Genomic DNA, 19373 nt, shown 5'->3' on the forward strand with positions numbered 1-19373 from the left:
GAGGTTCCCATGACAATGACCCACACTCTTAACCAGGCAATCAAGCAGGCCCGGCAGATGACCGAGCACATCCGCAGCGACGACATTCCCTGGCTGCCCTACGGCCCCATTCCCAATTCCGAATGGCGCGTACTGCAGGTGGACGAGGAGTGGAACATCGTCGTCATGAACTACCGCATGGGCCCGTGGGTAACCACGCCCGTCCACGGCCACCACTGCGCCGCCACCGCCTATACGCTGGAGGGCGAGTGGTTCTACGACGACTACTGCTTCCAGGCGGGCGACATCGCCTTCGAGATCGGCGAGGAAACCCACCAGCCCATCACGAAGGACAAGGGCGCCACGCTGCTGACCACGCTGATCGGCGGCAAGGGCAACGACCGGCTGCTGGAGAACCACTTCCCCGACGGCACCACGCAGATGCTGCGCACCCGGCTGTTCAAGGCCTGCGAACGCCTGACGCCCGAAGAGTTCGCCAAGCTCGACCTGGCGACGCTGTTCGATTGAGATGAAGGTCCTCGTACTCGGCGCCACCGGCTATCTCGGCCGTCATGTGGTGCGCAACCTCGTCTCCGGCGGCCACGCGGTTTCCGGCTTCGTGCGAGGCGAAGCCGGGGCAAGCACCGTCGCCGAGGACGGGGCGCAGCCGGTGCACGGTGACCTTGCCGACATCGAAGCCGTCCCTGCGCTGGTGGACGGCTTCGACGCGGTCATCATGGCCGCGCAGCTCATGCTGGATGAGGAATATCGCCTCGTCGCCGCCGTGCTCGATGCGCTGGCGGGCACGGGCCGATGCTTCGTGTTCACCAGCGGCACCAGCCTCATGTCGATCCCCACCGGCGGCGACTGGGACGAGCGCAGCTTCGCCGAGGACGAGCCTTTCGTCCCCCGCCACCAGATCGCCCCGCGCCTCGCCGCCGAACAGATCGTGCGCGATGCCGCCGCCCGCGGGGTCCGGGCGATGGTGGTGCGTCCGCCGCTCATCTGGGGCAACGGCGGCTGCCAGATCATCGCCCAGTTGTACCACTCTGCGCGCGAGACCGGCGCGGTGTGCCACGTCGGCCGGGGCCTTAACGTCTATTCCAACGTTCATGTGGATGATCTGGCGCAGCTCTATCGCCTGTCCATCGAAAACGGCCGCGCAGGCGCTCTCTACTTCGCGGTGGCGGGCGAGGTAAGCTATGGCGTGATGGCCGCCGAGATCGCCCGGAATCTGGGCGTCCCCACCCGCAGCGTCACGGTGGAGGAAGCCTGCGAAATCTGGGGCAAGGGGCTCGGCGGGATCGTGCTGTGTTCATGTAGCCGCCAGCGCAGCCCGCGCGCACGCGAGGAACTGGGCTGGACGCCCGATCCGGCCCGGCTCGATATCCTGAAGGACTGCCGTAACCCCGCCTACGCCGCGCAGACGGACCGCCCCGCCGCCTCGTGGGTGCGGCCCGCCTCCTGACTATCCGGCAAAAGCCGGATAGTCGGTGTAGCCCTTCTCCTCGCCGACATAGGCATAGTCGAAGTTCGCCTCGGCGAGCGGAAGCCCCTGCCGGAAGCGCGTCACCAGATCCGGATTGGCAATGTAAGGGCGCCCGAACGAGATCGCATCGGCCTTGCCCTCGGCAATGAAGCGAGCGGCGGTTTCGGCGTCGAAGCTGCCGTTCTGGATCACGCAGCCGCCGAAAGCCTCGCGCAGATCCTCGATGACCGGTTTTTCGGGCGCCTCCATGAAGCCTGAAGCAATCGGCTCAATGAGGTGGATATAGGCCAGCCCCGCCTCGCGGGCCGCGCTGCCGATCCCGCGCGCGAGCGCGGCCGGATCGGCGTCTCCCATCCCCTTGCGTTCACTGGTGGGACTGATGCGCAGGCCGATCCGTCCCGGCTCGATCTCCTCGACGACGGCGGCGAGCACTTCGCGCAGGAAACGCAGCCGGCTGTCCACGCCGCCGCCGTAGCCGTCGGTGCGCAAGTTCGATTTCGACTGCAAGAAATGATCGATGATATAGCCGTTGGCGCCGTGCACCTCGACCCCGTCGAAGCCCGCGCGCATGGCGTTGCGCGCACCGCGACGATAGGCCCCGACGACGCCGTCGATATCTGCCTGCGTCATCTCGCGCGGGATCGCATAAGGCTTCATCGGCAGGAACAGCCCGGTATCCCCGTCAGGGCGAGGCGCGAAGGTCATCCCCTCCCCCGCGATCGGCGAAGGGCCGATCGGTGCCTGCCCGGCGATGTAGTCCGGCAGCACCAACCGTCCCATGTGCCAGAGCTGGGACACGATCCTGCCACCCGCCCCGTGAACGGCATCCGTCACCGCCTTCCAGCCTGCCACCATCTCGTCACTCCATATGCCGGGGACGCGATACCAGCCCATGCCGAGCGGATCGACCGCAGTCGCCTCGCTGACGATCAGTCCGGCGTCCGCGCGCTGCGCGTAGTAGCGCGCCATCAACGCAGTGGGGATATTGCTTTCGGTCGCGCGCGCGCGCGTCAACGGCGCCATTATGAGGCGATTGGGCAGGTGCAGAGCACCAAGGGTCGCAGGCTGGAACAGGCGATCGGCAGTCGGCATGCGGGTTCTCTTGACACGTTGATATCAATGCTCAGCATATAGTTCGCATGGTCACTACATGTAAATCGGTAAGTGCCGCTTTCCATCCCACGGATCTATCACGCTACCACATAGGGTCAGGGCGCTCCCGGTTGCCGTCCATGATGCAGAAGGTTTCCGATAGTGTAGGCTACGGTGTGGCTGTGTCCCAGCAGCTTTTGAAAAATCATCTAAGCTGCTGAAAAAATATCTTTTATGAACAGAACCCGTGCGTACGGTGCATTACTTTTCGCCTCCGGCGTGCGCCCCCTCCCGCAGTGCGCTTTGCGACTGCGCCCATCGGTCCACGTGAGGGTACCTCCCTCCTTCAGGCCACCTTTTTCTTCGCCTCCAGGGCGCGCGGCAAATCCCGACCCAGGCGATTGCCATCCCGACATCGGTCTGGAATAGTCGTGCCGACGGGATTCCCTCCTTCGAAGCGAAGGGAGACGCGACGATCCCCAGGATGACGGACCGCGAGCGCCTTGCGAAGATCGAGGCCGATCAGTGCACGCTAGCCAGGGACGCCGAGACAGTACGCCTGACTGTGCGTGCCAGTTACGCTGCACTGGTGACCGACCTGCCGGTGGAACGCCTGAGCGAGCGCGAGTTCCGCGACGTGCTCGCCCAGGCTGTTCGCGTGGGCGGGACAGCGGCGATCGGAGCGATGAAGACAATCGCGGGGACGACGGATCGCCCATCCCCTCCTCGAAACGTCAAGCACCAAGCGGGAAACCTCTTCCGCCCCAGCGGACCGCGACAGCCGGAACCGCTGCTAGCCCCCTGCTGACGTGGTGCAACCTTCCGGCGGCACCCCGGGCTGAGGTCAGCTGCTCCCCTAATCGTTCTGCCTGAAACCGGCGGTGCAGTCGCCCCTGCACCGCCGCGTTTCCGTTGTGGTTCCGCTTATGGATCCGGGCCCTAGCCCATCCCCGACCAGGCATCCCGGGCAGCGCCTTCGCTTTCCCGGTTCCGCCGCGCGATCAGGTCCTGCGCCCGGCCCTCGCCATCGACGATGCTCACCGCTGTGTACCAGACACCCTGCAGCCTGCCGATGACGGCCACCCTGTCGTGCTGCGCGTCCGCATCCTCCTCGTCATCGCAGGTCCCGATCCAGCGTTCGTCGATCCGTGCCTCCCGGAGGAAATCGCATTCCTCGGCATCGAGGTAACGCCGCGCCAATGCGTCGCCCGCGCCCTCGCCGAACTCGATGTCGAGCCCTGCCAGGAGCGCAGCGAACACGCGACCGTCAGCCGAATGCGCTGCGCCGAATGGAAAATGGTCATGCTTCCCTCCACGATTTATGCGTCCAGGCGAACCCAGGACAGGTCCTTGCGGATGATCGTCTACGACAAGCGCGCAGAGATCGTTGCGAAGCGCAAAACGGCGTGGTGGGACATTTGGGACGCGACACGCGCCAAAGAGGGTCGCCCTGCCCTCGTGCGTGACTGCCCGGCCGATAGCCTCATCTGGCGGGTCGAAATCCGCGCAGGCAGGCAACACCTCAAGACACGCTGGAGAATTTCATCTTGGAGCGATCTGGACACTCGCTTCGGCAACACCGTCAACGAGAGCCTGAACGCAATTCGCTATGCCGTGCCGAGCGGTGACAGTAACCGCTCCCGATGGCCGGAAACCCCACTATGGCAAGCCGTGCGGCAGGAAGTCAGCGACGACTTGTTCGAGATGCGCAACTTTGCCGATCCGGATTTGATCAAGTCCGTCCAACGCGCCGAGCACGAGAAACTTCTGGCGCAACAAATGACCGGAATATTGACAACGCGGGCGGCTATCCTCGGCCTTGCTGCGAGCGGACTTCCTGATTTCGCCGAACTGTCTGGCGGTCAGATGGCCGAGAGCATCGAGGAAGAGCCCGAACGCTATTCCCGCAAGTTGGCAGAAGCAGCGGCGCGATACCAAGTCATCGACTAGTCGCATTCAAAAGGGCCGCTTTCGGGCGGCCCTTCCTCGCTGACAAACGGCGATTTTGGGGTGGTAAGCGGTCTTAGCGCTCATCGCCCAATGAAGGTGGCGGCAAGGAAGCCAAACAGCAAAAATGCGATCAGTCCAAGCGCCACTGCTAGTGGCCACAACAGTAGCCGTGACACTTTGGAACCGATGACCGAACCAAACCCAAGAACGACTGGTGGGAGCGCAAGGAACGCGGGATAGAGCCACGTGACTGGATGCCCGCCGGGGAGAAGCAGGCGCAGGCCCATCGGCGAAAATGCCAACGCAATGAAAAGGCTAAGGAGCGCGAAGAAGAACCAGAGCGTTCCTACAATTCCGGCAAGTCGGCTTGTCATCGGCACAAACTGCCATAGTCCGATGAGGTCCGCAAAGGGGCGTGAACGGAATTTCCGGTTCCGGGTAGCTGGCTCCGAAAAGGAGACTTTCGGTTCACGCCCCAAATGGGACGTTGGCATAAGCTTCGGCACCGCCTCTGAGCCTGTCTCGCAACCGCATTCTTGCGACTTATTCGCAAACTTGGTAGCGAAGCGAATATGCGTTACCGCAAGGAAGCTGCTGTGTATTACATCTTGCTCTTGCTCACTTTCCTCGCAGCTTGGGTCCTATCAAGGTGGTGCGGCTCGATGGATCTACCAGCCCGGACGATTACTCGTGCTGTAATTGGTCTATTTCCCACCGCCCTAATCGTCTTGCTCGCCATGAAAGCGGCGATGGACGGCGATGATTTACAGGACCCTAAATTAATCTATATGGCTGTTTGGAGCCTTCCCGTGACGCTTTCATCAGTTTGCGGGACTTGGCTTGCGACACGGAAACGTCGCATTGCGAACTGAACGGGTGTTGGCGCAGCGGACGCAGATTATGCCGAGGTAAGATGCCTAACGGGGGCTCACCACCCTTTCCGGTCGTCAAGCGATGGCAAAGCGATGCCCGGAACCGGACGCTCTGGCGCTCTTCTGTTGAGAAAATTGTGCGAGTAAGAACGGACCTGGAGCGGACACGGCATCGCGCTTGGCGCGGTGTATGCCTGCTAAGTTGTTGTGATTATTGGTTGCGGGGGCTGGATCTGATCTTCACTTGCTGCGTGAGCAAGTAAAGATGGTTGCGGGGACCGGCATCGATCACAACTTGCAATCGGCGCCGGTAAAGATGGTTGCGGGAGGCTGCAACCACCATTACCTGCGACCTACTAACAGCCATTTTCCTATCAACGCCAAATCCAACGCGGGGAGAATGGTTGCTAATAATAGCAGCTTTCATTCCGTCCTATTCCGAACAGCAGCTTGAGTATCGGTTACACTACAACTCAACCGCCACGTTTTCCCGGCGAAAAATCCGGCACTGCGCGACGAACGCGGTCAGCGCAGGTTCGTTTGTCACCTATCACCTCTGACCGACCTGGAACGGGACGCAGGACATCGCCATGCAACTGCGCCCTCAGTTCCAGCCAACGCGCCTTGAGAACCTGCCAGTTGTGATCGTCGTATGTGCCACTGACGACAACAGGGTGAACCCGAATGCGGGGCGGGAGACCATCACCATGATCCCTCCATTTCCGCCATTCGCGAAGCCAAAGACTATTCTTGCGATCCACACGCCCAATCTGCTGCTCGACAATGCCGGGATTCCACTCCGCGTGCAGTAGAATCACTGTGCGACAGGCCTCATGCAGATTCAGGCCCTCACGCCCGACGCGGGATTGCGCGAGGAGCACGATCGGCCAACTGGACGACCGGTTGAATGCAGATTGCAGCATACGCCGCGTTTGCGGTGCGGTTGCGCCTGACATCATCCTGGCGAAGTTGCCCTCGCGCCCGGAATAATCGTTCAGCCAGGCATCCAGCCGGGCTTTCTGCGTATCGTTGTTCTCTGCTTCATCATCCCCGGCAAGCTCCAGGAGCAGTTTTTCGAACAGCCCGAGCATTTCCCGCCCCGTCCAGGAAGCGCCCGCAACTTCCCGCCTGCCACCAAGTGCCTCGAGCAAAGCCCCGAATTGAAGGTCTTGTTTGCCGTCCTCATGGCGCAGAATCTCTGACAGAAATGCAGCAGCTCCTCCCTCCAGCGCAAGGTCTTCCAACTCCCGATGAAGCCGTGCGAGTTCAGCCCGGCGCTCGCTCGCCCACTCCTGATAGCGGGTTTTCAACATCACATCGATTTCGTCGACCCCACCCACCACCGCAAGATCAGGATCCCTCATCGCCGCAATGACGGCTGCTATATTGCTTTCCCCGATCCCACTGGCAGGCCAGTGCTGTCCGTCTCGCAAACGACGCAGCATCTCACGCGCGTCCAGCAGTCTGGTCAGCACATTCATCGGCGTCAGGAACCTGCCGAAGACGAGCACTTTCTCGCCGGCCCGCGTATAGGCCTCGATTTGTCTCACAGCCGCCAGGATCGCAGGGTGGCTGTAGATGTCGTTGCTCTCAGCGGTGAAAGCTTCCGTCCAAAACCCCGCCGGACCAACGAGGTTTGCATCTGTCATGCCAGAAGGGCTGTCTTCCTCATCCTCTCCAAAGCCGAACCCATACCCCTGGGCAACGGCGAGCCTGACCCGTTTCACACGCGGATCATCCTGAGGGAGTAACGACAGCGCCTCAGCCGCACAAAAGCGGCGCAACCAGTCACGGGTAAAACCCTCTGCCTCCGGTGAAACCGGGATATCGGTGACCTCACGATAATCACCATGACTGTCTTTGAAGGCGCAGAATTCGGGGTCACTGCGTTTGTCCCGGCGCAGGACGTATGGTCGCAATGCTGCGCAGAACTGCCGGGCGGAGGTCTCGAATTCCCCGGTCAGCGTCTCGTCCAGTTCTTCGGTTTGAATCCGACGAACAACATCCACATAGCCGGTGATCCATTCCGTCAGCGCTGCGAGCGCAGTAATATCCTGATCGTCATCGCGACCATTGAGCCGCTCCAGCGTGTCGATCCACTGGCTGGAGTCCAGCTCGACCGGGGTTGCGGTCATGCCCAGACGAAAAGGATCATCCGCTTCCCAGCTTACCGGGCCGAGAATGCGCGAAAGGCTTGAATCTGCGCCGCGCGCCTTGTGGGCTTCGTCAACGACTATGAGATCAATCTGACCCAGGCCATAGCCGATCAGCGGCAGGATCCTGTTCTTGTAATCGTCCGCCGAAAGCCATTTCTGATCGCCGTTAATGGCGTCGCGCGGCAGTTCGTGGTCCAGAATCGTTTGGGCAATGTGCCGCGCCGCACGGCGACTGGCATATACATAGCCCACCTCACCCGAATGGAAATTTTCGCGCATGAAGTTGCGCCGTCGGCCGTCAATCAGGCGGGCGACGTTGGGTAAGAGTTCCCGGCGCCAGCCTCCAGCGGGGCCTTCTCCACGAATGGGAAACTGCATGTTCGCGAAGGAATGAGAGATCATTATGATCTCTTCGGCGGCCCAGCCGTTCTCCGGCAACTCACGCTGCTTGCGGCGATCCGAAAGCCACTCCTTATGGCTGTGTATCCGTCTTGCGCTCCCCTCCGCATCGGTATCGTGCAAGAAACCGGAGATGAAACCATCATAGCTGCGCAGCGGCAGCAATGTCTTGTCGTCGGCGTTGAACCGTTTCAGTTCCTGTTGCCATTGTGCCCCAAGGCCCGCGGGCAGAACAATGGCGCTGCGCCCGCCCGCCTCCCGCACCGCTGCGATCAGCGCCGCCGCAATGCGGGTCTTGCCCATACCCACCTCATCAGCCAGCAGGGCCGAGCGTTGGCCCGCCCGGATACGGCACGCTAGTTCTATGACACTCGCCTTCTGGCCATGATCTAGCAGGGTATCATCAGACGTCCCTGCGATACGATCCAGAATGCTCGCGACCTCGTTCCAGTCCACCATCACGCGGCCTCCCGTTCCCAGAGCGATGGGTAAGCGCTGAGCTCCCACGCGACGGACACTGCCAAAAGCGTATCTCTCAATAGGTCTGGCGAAACCCCTTCCGGGCGCATACGCGGATCTGCCAGAGCAGGCAGAGGATTTGCCCTAGCCTTCCGGAAGAACTCGAGCATCGTTTTTTCGCGAGACGCGATAGCGCAAAGGTTCTGTTGCAACTCCCGACACCACCTTTGCCAGTCCCGCGGGTCCAACCTTGCCTGTGTCTCACAAAGACGCACCAGAAGTTCCATCATCCTGCGAATGGGATAGGCAGCTGGCGGAGCTTCGGTGGTATCTGAGGCGTCGGTGAGCGGCTCTTCGCCTTCCTCACCCTCATCTTCGCTGTCAGCATCACCTGGCTCGGGAAATGAGCCAAGGCAGGCAAGGATATCTTCGACCGACATATCGGAGGGGCGAGCGACAACAAGTGCTTCGGAAGAAATGACAGGCAGCCGCCAGCCGCCCTCCGCGAGTGTCACAATCGCTGGAGCCGGTGCGGGCCATGGACAAGGTGTCTGGGCCTGAGCCGCATCGACACCAATTACCATCACCGATTTGCCTTCGGGGGCCGAGAGCACCCCGTCTTGCCATATAAGCCACGCAACTGGCGGCTGGGCTTCTGGCTCATCGGGGCGCACAAAGCCTTCCCCTTGCTGCAGGGCCTCGGGCGTCACCACATCAGTGAACTGGATCGGCAAAACTGCGGCGATACCGTTCCGCGTGTCTCTCCGTCGCGGCCATTTCAGTCCTCCCGGCAGATCGACGATCACACCTGCCTCAAGGTTTCCCCCGGTGCTTGCGGCACGCTCAAACCCGTTCATGCTCAGATTGCCGGATCCAAGATAAGCCCGTCCCGAGGCCTCGGTCTCGCCTGACGCCAGCACCACAAATTTTGCATGCAGGCACCCATCAGTTCCATGCAAGACAGAGCGCGGAGGGCGCAAGGCCCAGCCTGCGTCAATCAAGGCACCGGCCCGGGCAGCAAGCCCCTGACAGGAGGACGGGTTGAGAAACAGGTCGAGAGCCGCTGTTTTCGTCAGGGATTTCTCCTGCACCAATGCGCGGCGCAGTCGCTCTGGCAGGCCAGCAGCACCATCGCCGTCGGTCTCGAAATAGCCAGACCCGATGATGAGACGGTTGGCCTTCTTCTTGGTACCCAGGCGCTCGACCACCTGAGGAAACAGCGCCTGATTGCGGCTATCTATGAAGCGGGGACGCGCGGATGACGCGGGCAAGGCTGTGATCGCGGCCTCCAACAAGGCGTCTGGCCGGTGCCCGTCAAAACTGCGTTCGATCAGGGCGCAATCTGCCCGCTCGCGCAGCCAGCCAAACATCTCATGCGCGGCGCGGATATCGGCAATGTCCTTTGCGTCAGGCACAGCAGAGTCCAGATCGATCGACCAGAACAGGTCGATGCTGCGAGTAAGCGGATCCTGTGTCCAGTTCCCCGTGCTGACAGCGAGGCGAATGACATAGCCATCTCCGCCGCGCTTGCGAAAACCCAGAAGCGCCACCTTGGCATGGAGAAGGTTGTAGCCGCGTCCCTCGAGGCGCATCCACATCCAAGCAAGTCCCGGAACGTCCGAGATCGCATTCACGGTTGGATGGATGAAGGCGGCCAGCACCGGGCGCGCCATCTCGCCTGTGAATGTTCGGCGGATCTGCCCCAGGACCTGCCGCGTCGCGGTGAAGCCGCACATAAGGCCAAAGTCGCCATAACAATCTTCGGGCGGCATGAAGAGGGAGTAGAGCGTCGTGTTCTGCATCAGACGGGCTCCGATCCCGCGTCACGACTGCCCGGGTTCACCTTTCCGGACAGCTCCGTCACCAGACAATGAAGATTGTGCAGCCGGAAAAGCTGCGGCGCGAAGGCCTCGTCCTGAGGGGGCCGATTCTCGTCCTGTGCCTCCGAGCTGCCCCTCAACTCGCCCGCAGCCGGCCCGAGAAAAATGTGGCCTTCGCGCTGACAAATCACGGTAGAATCGCGCTCGGCCAGCCTCTGGATCAGCTGCTGATCGGACAGATTTCGGATTTCCGCGATAAATCTGCGGCTAGTCTCCTCATTGCCCTGATCGACAAGCGCGCCTTTTGCCGAGGCCAGATCGCGCAATTGTTTCAGCGGCTCGGCGGCGACTTCGGCTGCCTCCGCTTCTGACAGGCGCACAGGCTGATTATCGTCGCGAAGCTTCAGCAGGTGCTGTTCCAACTGGTCCAACACGGACAACGCAGCATCGCGCAGATCCATAAAAGCCGCTCCTGCGCGCAGATCCGACCAATGATCCGGCGCCAGCCCCGCCAATGCGGTTTCCTGGTCCAAATGCGCGGAGCTGGGGCCAGTGCCGAGGCGCGCCAGAGCCCAGCGCCGGGTCGAGCCAGGATCATTTCCGTCGAGCAATCGGGCAAGGATCAGTTTACGCACCGCTTCCGGGACAGCCCCAACCGGGGAAAGAACTGTCAGGGCTTCCTTCAGGCCATGTGGCTGCCTGCCATGCGCCCAGGCACCAAGCAAACGGCGCGGTTCTTTCATCGCATTCAGCTCCAACAGCTCTCTGCCAGCGCTATGTATGCGGAACGCGCCGTAGCGGCTGCCCTGCACGAACCCGAGTGCGACCAGAGGCTGCACCATCGCCATGCGGATCGGCTGAACCACATAAGTTCCGCGACGCCTGAGATTGTGGAAACTGCTATCCTTCAAGCCCTGCATCTTCCGCGCCCCTCGCACGCGGCGATCCTGCGGACCCGCGATGACTTCAAGCATGACGCGCGCTTCGACCGCGTTACCGACAGGCAGTGCTGGCACACCAAGTTCCTCGGCGATAGAGATCGCCAGAACCGACCAAAGGATGGGCATGGGAAACCACATGCCGCCGATTCCGGGGACCGCCCGATCATTGAAATGACGAACCGCCGCCGCAAGCCCGAGGTTCTGTTGGCGTCGTTGCGAAACCACGGTATCGGGCGCAAGTATTCCCCAAGGCATCAGTTAACTCTAGCCTGTGCGAAAGCTCCCGCGGACGCGCCCTGATCTGCCAGCTCCAGCCATCCGTGATCGACCCAGAACACCGCCACGCCCTGCAGCGGATGCTGCGGGTATAGTCCGGCCAACAGTCCGGCATAGCTGGAAAGCTGTGGCCAATAGGGGCCAAACCCGTCACCAACGCCGCCGGATTTATGGTCGATCAATATCGCACCTGCCGGGCCGATGGCGAGAAGGTCGAGGGTGCCGGGGATCTCTGCCCCCTCGGGCGTGTAGCCAAGCACCGGGATCTCGGCGCGCAGATCCGTATAGCCCTGATCGGCAAGCCAGGCTTTCAGCGCCGTGGCGCGCTCGGCCACCAGCGCAAGAGTGGCGTCGTCAAGCCCGGTCGCGAGAGCCAAAGCCGGGGCCAGATCGGGCCGGGTCAGGTATGTGCGTAGCGCCAGATGCAGTGCTGTGCCGCGGTAGGCATCGTTCAGTGCCTTTGGCCAGGGTGCTCCGATGTCGATACGGCGGGACACGGGCGGCACCCCCGCGCTACGGGTTTGCGAGGGCTGCAGCCGCCAGGGTGTCAGCGGTGTCATGGGCAACGGCGCAGCGGCACCGAAGCGCAGCGCTGAGGCTGCCGCACCGCCTGCGTATTCGGTAAATCCCGCCTCTTCGGGCAGTTGTGTGACCAGCGCCGGGCAATCTACGCCATTGATGCGCAGGCTGCCCGCCCCGATCTGCGGCGCGCAAGTATCGGACAGGATATGAAACAGGTTCGTAGCCTCGGGCGCGTCTTCTTCGCGGTCTTTCAGAAAACCCGGCCATTCCAGCACCAGCCGGTCACGGGCACGGGTCAGGGCGACATAGAGAAGGTTTTTCGCATTGGCTTCAAAATCGGCGCGGCGGTCTTCGATGAAACGGCGGGTCGCCTCGGGCGCGTCAAAGCCGGGCGTGTGGATCAGGCTCGCGGACCCCAGCACCACCACCATATCGTCGATCCGATCCAGGGCATCGAAACGGGTCGCAGTGGACCCCGCACGTTCCTCGATGCCATAGTCGAACTCGGCGACGACAGTGATCGGCCATTCGCGCCCTTTGGAGGCGTGCCAGGTGACGATCTCCACCGCCTCGGCGCTGTTGGCGGAAGGATCGGGATGACGGTCGAAATCGCGCTCGCCCCCCCGGGCGTCGAGCCAGCCGAGAAAGACCTTGGCAGTCTCGCCGTGGAACCCCGAGGCGGATTTGAGATCGCGATGAGCGGCTTCGAACTCACCCGCCTCAGCCTCTAGCCGCAGAAGATCGGCGCGGGACTGGGCGGCATCGGGCTGACGTTCGGCCCAGAGACGCAGGTCGGCGGCATTCAGCACCAGATCAAGCCCCGCCCCCACCGGCAAGCGGGCCAGAATGTCCGAGAGCGCGGCCAGCCGCATCAGCACAGGGTCATCGACCAGCCGGCCGTCAATCTGGGCGGATAGTGCGTCCTGCAAGGGCAGCGGATCCGGTCCAAGCGTGCGCAAGAGCAGTCCCGCATGGATATCCGCCGGGTTAGCCGCAAAGGCGAGTGCCGCGCGAGCGGCAACGATCACCGCACTTTGCGCCCAACCATCCTCGGCGATCCGCACGGGAACGCCACGGGCGCGCAGTTCCTCGGCATAGCGGGCGGCGGTGGTGTGGCGACAGACCAAGAGCGCGATATCCGAAGGCCGCGCCGGGCGGGCGGCCTTGCTGTGGCGGTCGGTGATCGTATCTCCATCCGTCAGAATCCGAGCGATACGCTCAGCGATATGCTCCTGCGGCTTTGACGCTGTGCGCACGCCGCGCGACTTGACTGCGTTCAGCACTTCAATCGCTGGGCCGGCAACCGCATCGCGGGTCGGCGCCAGCGGGTTATAGCCATCGCCGAACAGCCCCGCGCCCATCGCATTGACGAATTGCATCACTGCGGGCGTCGATCGCCAGTTGCGGTCCAAAGGCTGGGTGGCATCCAAGTTTGCCGCCGCCAGCGCTGTCGACAGGCGCGGATCGGCCCCTTGAAACCCCATGATCGACTGCTTGACATCGCCCACCAGCAGTGTGCGCGGCGCGTGCTGGCCCAGCTGCCACAAAAGCGCGAATTGCACGGGGTTGGTGTCCTGGAATTCGTCGATGATGACGCAGTCGATCTCGTCCAGCACCGCTTGCCGCACGGCGAGATCGGTGCGGAGCAGGTGCTCAGCCCCGGTGATCATGTCAGCAAAGTCGATCAGGCCGAGCGCCTTCTTGCGGGTCTCATAGGCCGCCATCACCTCTTGCGCGCAGGCGATCAGGCAGGACAGGTGCAGCTTAGCATCGGCCAGCGGGCCAGGATGGCAGGGCAGCACATCCGCCGCCGCCATGATCGCCGTGGCAAGGTCGTCATATCCCGCAGGCGTCTTGCTGGAGCGGTTAGAGATGAACAGGCTGCGCAGATCGTTCCAGACCTGCCAATCCCGATCCAGAAGATCGGGCGCGCGATCAACACGTTTGAAAAGCGCGAGGTTTTTCTCCAGCTTCTCGACATTGGTTTTAGCGGTGATCCCGGCCATGCCGCCCTCGGGAAAGGCTGCGATCATGACCTGCACGGCCGTCTGCAACGCGGTGGTCGCGGCGATAGGGTCATCCAGAACCGGCCCGTAAACCGCATCCAGCCGCGCCAGTGCCGGAGCGACCAGGCCAGCGTCACGCCCCTTGTCCCCAAGGCCGCGCAAGAGGTCGATCATCGATAGCACCCGGGCGCGCAAACTGTCTTCGACCGTCTCGCCCCTCATGAAGTTCGGGGCGTAACCGAACCGCTCGGGCGCGCCCTTGATCGGGTCCAGCGCCTTGGCATGTGCCAATGCCTGACGGATCAGCAGATCCCGCTCGGCATCGCCCAGATGGCGCGGCTGCGGCGAGGCGCCAGCCGCCAGAGCATGTTCGGTCAAAAGCCGCAGGCCCAGTCCATGGATGGTCGAGACATAGGCGCGTTCGACCGCCATCGCCTCGGCGACCAGTCCATCGGCCAGGAGGCCGGCACGGATCCTTTCGCGCAACTCGCCCGCCGCGGCCTCGGTAAAGGTCACGGCAAGGATACGTTCGGGCCGGACAATGCCGCGTTTTACCCAATCGGACAGCTGGGTCTTGATGCGGTGGGTCTTGCCCGCGCCGGCACCCGCGGGAACGATGACCAGACCTTGATCTGCATTGACGGGCGCCATGATCATTCCTCCTCGAGCGTGCGGATGAAGGCGGTGACCAGGGCCGAGCCATCGGTCAGCGCATAGGGGGTGAAACCGGCTTCTTTCTTGAAGAAGGCCGCATCCTCAGAGGTGTTCAGCACGACCCGGCCTGCACCAAGTTCGGCCAAGCGTTCCGCCAGCTTGGCTACCGCCCCGGCATTCACCGCATCGCCCATGTCGCGGGCGGGCGAGCCCTCGGGCAAGGCCAGACCCGAAGTCAACAGCCCGCCATCATTCATCAGGTGATAGGCCACCGCCACCTTGCGGCCGATCAGCGGGTCCATGCCGTCCCCCTCGCGCCGCATAGGCCGCGCTATCATATCGGCGTAAAGCCCTGCCTGCAGATCCCAGCCCGCCTCCATCCGCTGCCGTCGGCCCTTGGTGCCGCTTTTCTTGTGATCGATGATCAAGAGCGCACCATCGGGCAGTTCAAGGATCGCATCGGCCTTGCCATGCAGATTGATGCCATGCGCCTCACCGGCCAGCCAGATTTCATTGCCGATGATCTTGGCATTGAGCGCCAGCAAGTGGTCGCGCCAGCGCAGGGCCGCCGCCATGATCTCACGCTCCAAACCGCGGCGCTCCATCTCCCAGGACGGGCTGCGCAGATAGCCCGCGTGACGGGTGAGCGCGCGGTCATAGGCCTCGGGGATCAGTTCTGCCAACGCCTCGGTTTCCGGGAACGGCTGATCCTTCAGGAAGACATGCTCGAAGACATCATGGGCGATATTGCCTCTTGCCATCACATCGAGTTCTTCGCTCGACCAAGACATATCCTCGGCGCCAACCTCGGCCAGAAGCCAGGCGAGCGGGCTGACAAGCAACGTCTCGAGCCGTGAGGGCGATTGCGGTTTGGCGGTGCCGTCATCGCGCCGACGAAGGGACAGAAGGTCATGCCCTGGGAAAGCAAGCTCCTCAGGCAATTCCGCTGGTTCCGGCACCGGCATCAGATGGTGATACGCAATCGGCCATTCCGCGGGGCTCTGACGCGACAGATCGGTGATCAGATCGCTGGCATCCTCAACGCCCGCCACCGCCCGCGCCACCAGCGACAACCCGGCCGAGGGTTGCAAGCGTCCGCCCGCCAGATCGCGCCATGGGATGAGGAAGGTGACGCTGCCGGAAACCGCCTGAAGCTGTTGATCAAGTAACGCGAGGCTTTGCGCCAGCCCCTCGGCCCGACCGCGAAGGTGAACGCCGGTTCCCGCGCGTATCGCAGCGATCTCGCTGTCAAGGAACAGCGGATTGGCACGCGGGCGGGTCGGGTAAAGCCCGTCGGTGAAATCGCTGACGATCAGATGGCGGCATGGGCGCCACGGGCTTTCATGCGCGGACCAAAGGCTGACGCCTTCAAGATTGCGGTCGGGGTCCGCAACCATGGGCGGCGCGACCTGAATGCCACGCAGGATAATCTCCCAATCCGGCGCGCCTTCGCCGGGGGGGACTGTCAGCCGTGCGCGGACCTGATCGCCTTTTCCGATCCGCTCGCAGATCCGGTCCAGCAGGAATCGCAGCTGCGGCAAGCTACCGGCCGAGGCGCGGATATCGTCCCACAGTTCCTTATGTGCGGGCGTGCCCGTGAGGATGGCGCCTCGGAAATCGCCACCCATTAGGCTTTCGGCAAGATCGCGTCCGGTCTGTGCCGCCCATGGCATCAAGGGAGAAAGCGCGAGGCTCGCCAAGACCATAGCCGGAGTCGGCGGTCGCTTGGCCAGCGCCAGATGTAGCGCGGTCTCGCCAATGACATCTCGCTCGGGTAATTGGCCCGACAGGCCCGAGAGCGGCACGCCCTGGGCTGAGAAAGCGCGCGCGATCTGGCGCAGATCATCGCCCGACAGCACGGCGATTTCACGAGCCGAAACGCCGGCCTCAATCAGCGCCCGGGCTTGAGCGGCGGCGAAATCGGCACAGGCGGCGGGATCGCGCAGACCATAGAACGCGAGGCTGTCATCCAGAACCCCGGCCTCGATATCCTGCGCCGAAACACCGCCCTGCAGCGCGTGCAGGCGGCTGCCGATTGCGGCCCGGGGCGTATAGGCGTTTGCGGGAACAGTGCCGAACTCGTCCCTCAACCGGGCAAAAAGCGCCTGCAGCGCCGCAGGAGCTAGAGGATCCAGCGAACCTTCAACCACCGGCAACGAGCCCAGGAACGACCCATGAGGCAGGGCCAACACATGGGGGATCGGTGCCAGCCCCTCTGGCAGCGCATCCCCCAACCTTTGCCACAACGCGACCAGCGCCAAGAGGTGCCGCTTGGCGCGGCTGTCTGGCAGGTGATCGACGTTCGGCACCTTCAGATCCGGCGAGGCCAGCACAAGATCCGTCAGCGCGGCGGTCACCGCCGAGATCGTCTCGACAGGCGCATTGGCAAGACTTTCGGCCCAGACCGGGTCAGGCGCCTCGGAAATGACGCGCCCCGGCGCCCATTCGGCAGAAATGGGGGCGAGGGACAATTCGGCAAGACCGGTATCGGTTAGGCGGTATTGCAGGCCGGAGCGCGGATCAATGACGAGGAAGGGGTAGTGCATGAATGGCCTGCAATCTACTGATTAGGAAAACTGTAACGAGGATGAGGGCTTGGGCATCGAGGTCGACTTCTCGCTTCCGGCCGAGCGCGTAGCCGGACCTGCACCGCCAACACGGTCGACGAAGCTACGGGTTCTCGACATAAGTCACGTAGAAGCCACGGATCATCCGGTGCTCCTGCATGCGTTCCCCCAGCGAAAAACCATTCATCTTACGAGGCGTCGGCTGGAAAATGTCCAACCCTCGATCCAGCACCATCTTCCAACCAGTATCCGTGGTAATGTCGCGGGCATGGAGCGTTCCGGTGCCATCAAATGCCCAGGTGAAGTCAACGCCTGTGTCAGTGCAGGCCTCGACGATCCCGTCCAGGCATTCCCGCTGCTCCTGAATATTCCCATCATCGGGAGCAGTAACAAGATGCACTGCGACCTGATCTTCGGGCTGCTTGCGCCGGATCAGCATCTCGATCAGTTCCATCACGTTGCGCGCCTGATGGTACTTCCGGATATAAGGGTCGGTGATGATGATCCTCGTCGCACCATCCGTCCATGGCCCAAAGATCTTGTCGAAACTGATACCCTTGCGATTTTCCGTAAAAACGACATGTCCAGGCTTCGGAATAAACGCAGGGGTAACGGAAACAGCGGGCGCATCAGAAGTGGTCGGCATTGCGGACGGCTGCGCCGGAACCGGCGTGACATCGGATTGATCCCCACTGCCATCCACATCGTTGACAGATCGGCGATGGTAGAACTGGGGGAACTCCTCTTCCTCCAGCGTGGTGACAGCGCACTTTGCGCCATCCGATGCGATGTAATGGAAATCCGCAGCCTCGAAGGTGCTGTCGATCCGCAGGAGCTGGTCTTTCACCCGCTTTCGGCATTCAATCGCAAACCGCAGCAGTTCTTCAACTTCGGCCTCTGTCTCGCCACCATTCGGGAAGATCAGCTTCAACAGGCCTGACATGGTCTTGTTGATCGCCGCGCGGTCCCGGATATGGGTCTGAACCGGAACGGTGAAGTAGCGATCCGGCCGGTGCGAGAAATCGTCCGCGCGCAGATGGCGCAGGATTTCGGCCAGATAGTCGACGATGAATCCATAGCCAGATGTGAACATCTCGCCCCGAATAATATCGACCTCCCATCCGGGCAGATAAGCGTGCAGCCGATCGATAAAAGCGCTGTCGTGGAACTGCGGTGGCAGAGCCTCGAACAGATCAGTATTCTTCAGCATCCAGGGTACGTTATGGTCGGTGTTGCCGACGAAAGCGAAACTGGCCTCGGCGCCCATCGGATTTACCCCGCGCGAGAACTGCTTGTTCGCCATGTAGTTCTTCATGATATCGACAAGCGCCTTGTTGGCTGTCTTCTCGCGGCCGGCAAATTCGTCAAAGGCCACGACATCCCAAAAGCCGACGAGCCCAATCCGCCCATTGGAGTTGTTGACGAAAAGCTTGGGGACCGTGATTTCTCCGCCGGAGATCAACTGACCATGGGGCGAAAACTCGGAATAGATATGCGATTTGCCCGTCCCCTTGGGGCCAAGCTCGATAAGGTTGTAGTTACGCTCAACGAAGGGGACCAGGCGCAACAGTTGCAAAAGTTTTGACCGGCGCCCGAACAGGGATGGATCAAAGCCGATGCTCTGCATCAGAAGATCGATCCATTCCTCGGTGGTGAACTTGTCCCGCGTCTCGCGATAGCCGTCATAATCAACACGGGCAATCTGGATCGGCTTCAGCGTGTCGATGATCCAGGGGGAAATCCGACTGTCTTCTGAAAATTCGTACTGCACATCGGCGATACACCAGATGCCCGTTACCAGCAGTTTAGGATGCGCCTTGACCGTGGCGCTGTCGATGGCGACCCGCTTGATTCCGAGGTTTTCGAACACCGCCTCATAGGCGTCGGTCTTTTCGTTCAGCGCCACGCTGACCTGATCGATGACCTTGTAGCGGCCACGCTCCTTGATCGTCGACTGGACCAGGCCCGCTTCCGAGCGATGGACATAATGTTTGCGCAGGATGTCCTTGACCGTCTCGATGCCCGTTGCGATCGAGGCTTCGTCGTCTGTCGCGCAATATTGGCCGAGCAGATATTCGAGCACATAGGTGGGGACGATGGCATTGCCCTTCACCGCCTTCACCAGGTCCTTGCGGACCACGAAACCGGCAAAATGCTCGTTGATCTTGTCATCAAGGGTCGACATCGGCAC

At 62.1% G+C, this 19373-nt stretch carries 13 protein-coding genes; 4 read left to right on the forward strand and 9 right to left on the reverse strand.

Translation table 11 applies throughout. The features are described from left to right. Positions 1-9: 9 nt before the first annotated feature. The gene (locus ACODRZ_RS06715) at positions 10-507 is read left to right on the forward strand and encodes a cupin domain-containing protein (protein WP_488986175.1); all 498 of its coding nucleotides are present in this window, start codon (positions 10-12) and stop codon (positions 505-507) included. A gap of 1 nt (position 508) precedes the next feature. Beyond that, a complete protein-coding gene (locus tag ACODRZ_RS06720; RefSeq protein ID WP_488971182.1) occupies positions 509-1447 on the forward strand; it encodes an NAD-dependent epimerase/dehydratase family protein in 939 nt (312 codons plus the stop codon). On the opposite strand, the gene ACODRZ_RS06725 is transcribed toward ACODRZ_RS06720, so the two are convergent. Next, positions 1448-2560: an alkene reductase gene (locus ACODRZ_RS06725; RefSeq protein ID WP_488971181.1), complete on the reverse strand. Its 1113-nt coding sequence runs from the start codon at positions 2558-2560 to the stop codon at positions 1448-1450. It lies immediately after the preceding gene. A 484-nt stretch (positions 2561-3044) separates the two neighbouring features. Between ACODRZ_RS06725 and ACODRZ_RS06730 the strand changes: the two genes are divergently transcribed. Then, the gene (locus tag ACODRZ_RS06730; RefSeq protein WP_488971180.1) at positions 3045-3368 is read left to right on the forward strand and encodes a hypothetical protein; all 324 of its coding nucleotides are present in this window, start codon (positions 3045-3047) and stop codon (positions 3366-3368) included. A 131-nt stretch (positions 3369-3499) separates the two neighbouring features. Here the strand turns inward: ACODRZ_RS06730 and ACODRZ_RS06735 are convergent, their stop codons facing one another. Continuing rightward, positions 3500-3820 carry a hypothetical protein gene (locus ACODRZ_RS06735; protein ID WP_488971179.1) on the reverse strand — a complete coding sequence of 107 codons (321 nt, stop codon included), beginning with the start codon at positions 3818-3820 and terminating at the stop codon, positions 3500-3502. 96 nt (positions 3821-3916) lie between these two features. On the opposite strand from ACODRZ_RS06735, the gene ACODRZ_RS06740 reads away from it, so the two are divergent. Further along, entirely contained in the window at positions 3917-4510 is a 594-nt protein-coding gene (locus tag ACODRZ_RS06740; RefSeq protein WP_488971178.1) for a hypothetical protein, read from the forward strand. An 80-nt stretch (positions 4511-4590) separates the two neighbouring features. Here the strand turns inward: ACODRZ_RS06740 and ACODRZ_RS06745 are convergent, their stop codons facing one another. From ACODRZ_RS06745 to brxL, 7 genes are all read right to left on the reverse strand, one after another. Further along, positions 4591-4884, reverse strand: coding sequence for a hypothetical protein (locus ACODRZ_RS06745; RefSeq protein ID WP_488971177.1), 294 nt, complete (start codon positions 4882-4884; stop codon positions 4591-4593). Positions 4885-5855: 971 nt separating this feature from the next. Further along, complete coding sequence (locus ACODRZ_RS06750) at positions 5856-8396, reverse strand: helicase-related protein (RefSeq protein ID WP_488986176.1); 2541 nt, start codon at positions 8394-8396, stop codon at positions 5856-5858. After that, on the reverse strand, positions 8396-10198 hold the full coding sequence (locus tag ACODRZ_RS06755; RefSeq protein ID WP_488986177.1) for a hypothetical protein: 1803 nt from the start codon (positions 10196-10198) through the stop codon (positions 8396-8398). Before ACODRZ_RS06755 ends, ACODRZ_RS06750 begins: the two co-directional genes overlap by 1 nt. Further along, entirely contained in the window at positions 10198-11412 is a 1215-nt protein-coding gene (locus ACODRZ_RS06760) for a hypothetical protein (protein WP_488986178.1), read from the reverse strand. Before ACODRZ_RS06760 ends, ACODRZ_RS06755 begins: the two co-directional genes overlap by 1 nt. Continuing rightward, complete coding sequence (locus ACODRZ_RS06765; protein ID WP_488986179.1) at positions 11412-14612, reverse strand: UvrD-helicase domain-containing protein; 3201 nt, start codon at positions 14610-14612, stop codon at positions 11412-11414. The genes ACODRZ_RS06760 and ACODRZ_RS06765 overlap by 1 nt, the downstream gene beginning before the upstream one ends. Before the next feature lie 2 nt (positions 14613-14614). Continuing rightward, the gene (locus tag ACODRZ_RS06770; protein ID WP_488986180.1) at positions 14615-17161 is read right to left on the reverse strand and encodes a PD-(D/E)XK nuclease family protein; all 2547 of its coding nucleotides are present in this window, start codon (positions 17159-17161) and stop codon (positions 14615-14617) included. Between the two features lie 124 nt (positions 17162-17285). After that, positions 17286-19367 (reverse strand): BREX system Lon protease-like protein BrxL, encoded by a 2082-nt coding sequence (gene brxL / locus ACODRZ_RS06775; RefSeq protein WP_488986181.1) that lies wholly within the window; start codon positions 19365-19367, stop codon positions 17286-17288. Positions 19368-19373: the final 6 nt, after the last annotated feature.

This window comes from Novosphingobium sp. FG90, assembly GCF_057808725.1.

Bases quoted from the DNA above. Each gene is read 5' to 3' on its own strand.
- ACODRZ_RS06725 (WP_488971181.1), bottom strand. From the start codon at position 2,560: ATGCCGACTGCCGATCGCCTGTTCCAGCCTGCGACCCTTGGTGCTCTG.
- ACODRZ_RS06755 (WP_488986177.1), bottom strand. From the start codon at position 10,198: ATGCAGAACACGACGCTCTACTCCCTCTTCATGCCGCCCGAAGATTGT.
- brxL (WP_488986181.1), bottom strand. From the start codon at position 19,367: ATGTCGACCCTTGATGACAAGATCAACGAGCATTTTGCCGGTTTCGTG.
- ACODRZ_RS06730 (WP_488971180.1), top strand. From the start codon at position 3,045: ATGACGGACCGCGAGCGCCTTGCGAAGATCGAGGCCGATCAGTGCACG.
- ACODRZ_RS06720 (WP_488971182.1), top strand. From the start codon at position 509: ATGAAGGTCCTCGTACTCGGCGCCACCGGCTATCTCGGCCGTCATGTG.
- ACODRZ_RS06760 (WP_488986178.1), bottom strand. From the start codon at position 11,412: ATGCCTTGGGGAATACTTGCGCCCGATACCGTGGTTTCGCAACGACGC.
- ACODRZ_RS06770 (WP_488986180.1), bottom strand. From the start codon at position 17,161: ATGCACTACCCCTTCCTCGTCATTGATCCGCGCTCCGGCCTGCAATAC.
- ACODRZ_RS06745 (WP_488971177.1), bottom strand. From the start codon at position 4,884: ATGACAAGCCGACTTGCCGGAATTGTAGGAACGCTCTGGTTCTTCTTC.
- ACODRZ_RS06715 (WP_488986175.1), top strand. From the start codon at position 10: ATGACAATGACCCACACTCTTAACCAGGCAATCAAGCAGGCCCGGCAG.
- ACODRZ_RS06765 (WP_488986179.1), bottom strand. From the start codon at position 14,612: ATGGCGCCCGTCAATGCAGATCAAGGTCTGGTCATCGTTCCCGCGGGT.
- ACODRZ_RS06740 (WP_488971178.1), top strand. From the start codon at position 3,917: ATGATCGTCTACGACAAGCGCGCAGAGATCGTTGCGAAGCGCAAAACG.
- ACODRZ_RS06750 (WP_488986176.1), bottom strand. From the start codon at position 8,396: ATGGTGGACTGGAACGAGGTCGCGAGCATTCTGGATCGTATCGCAGGG.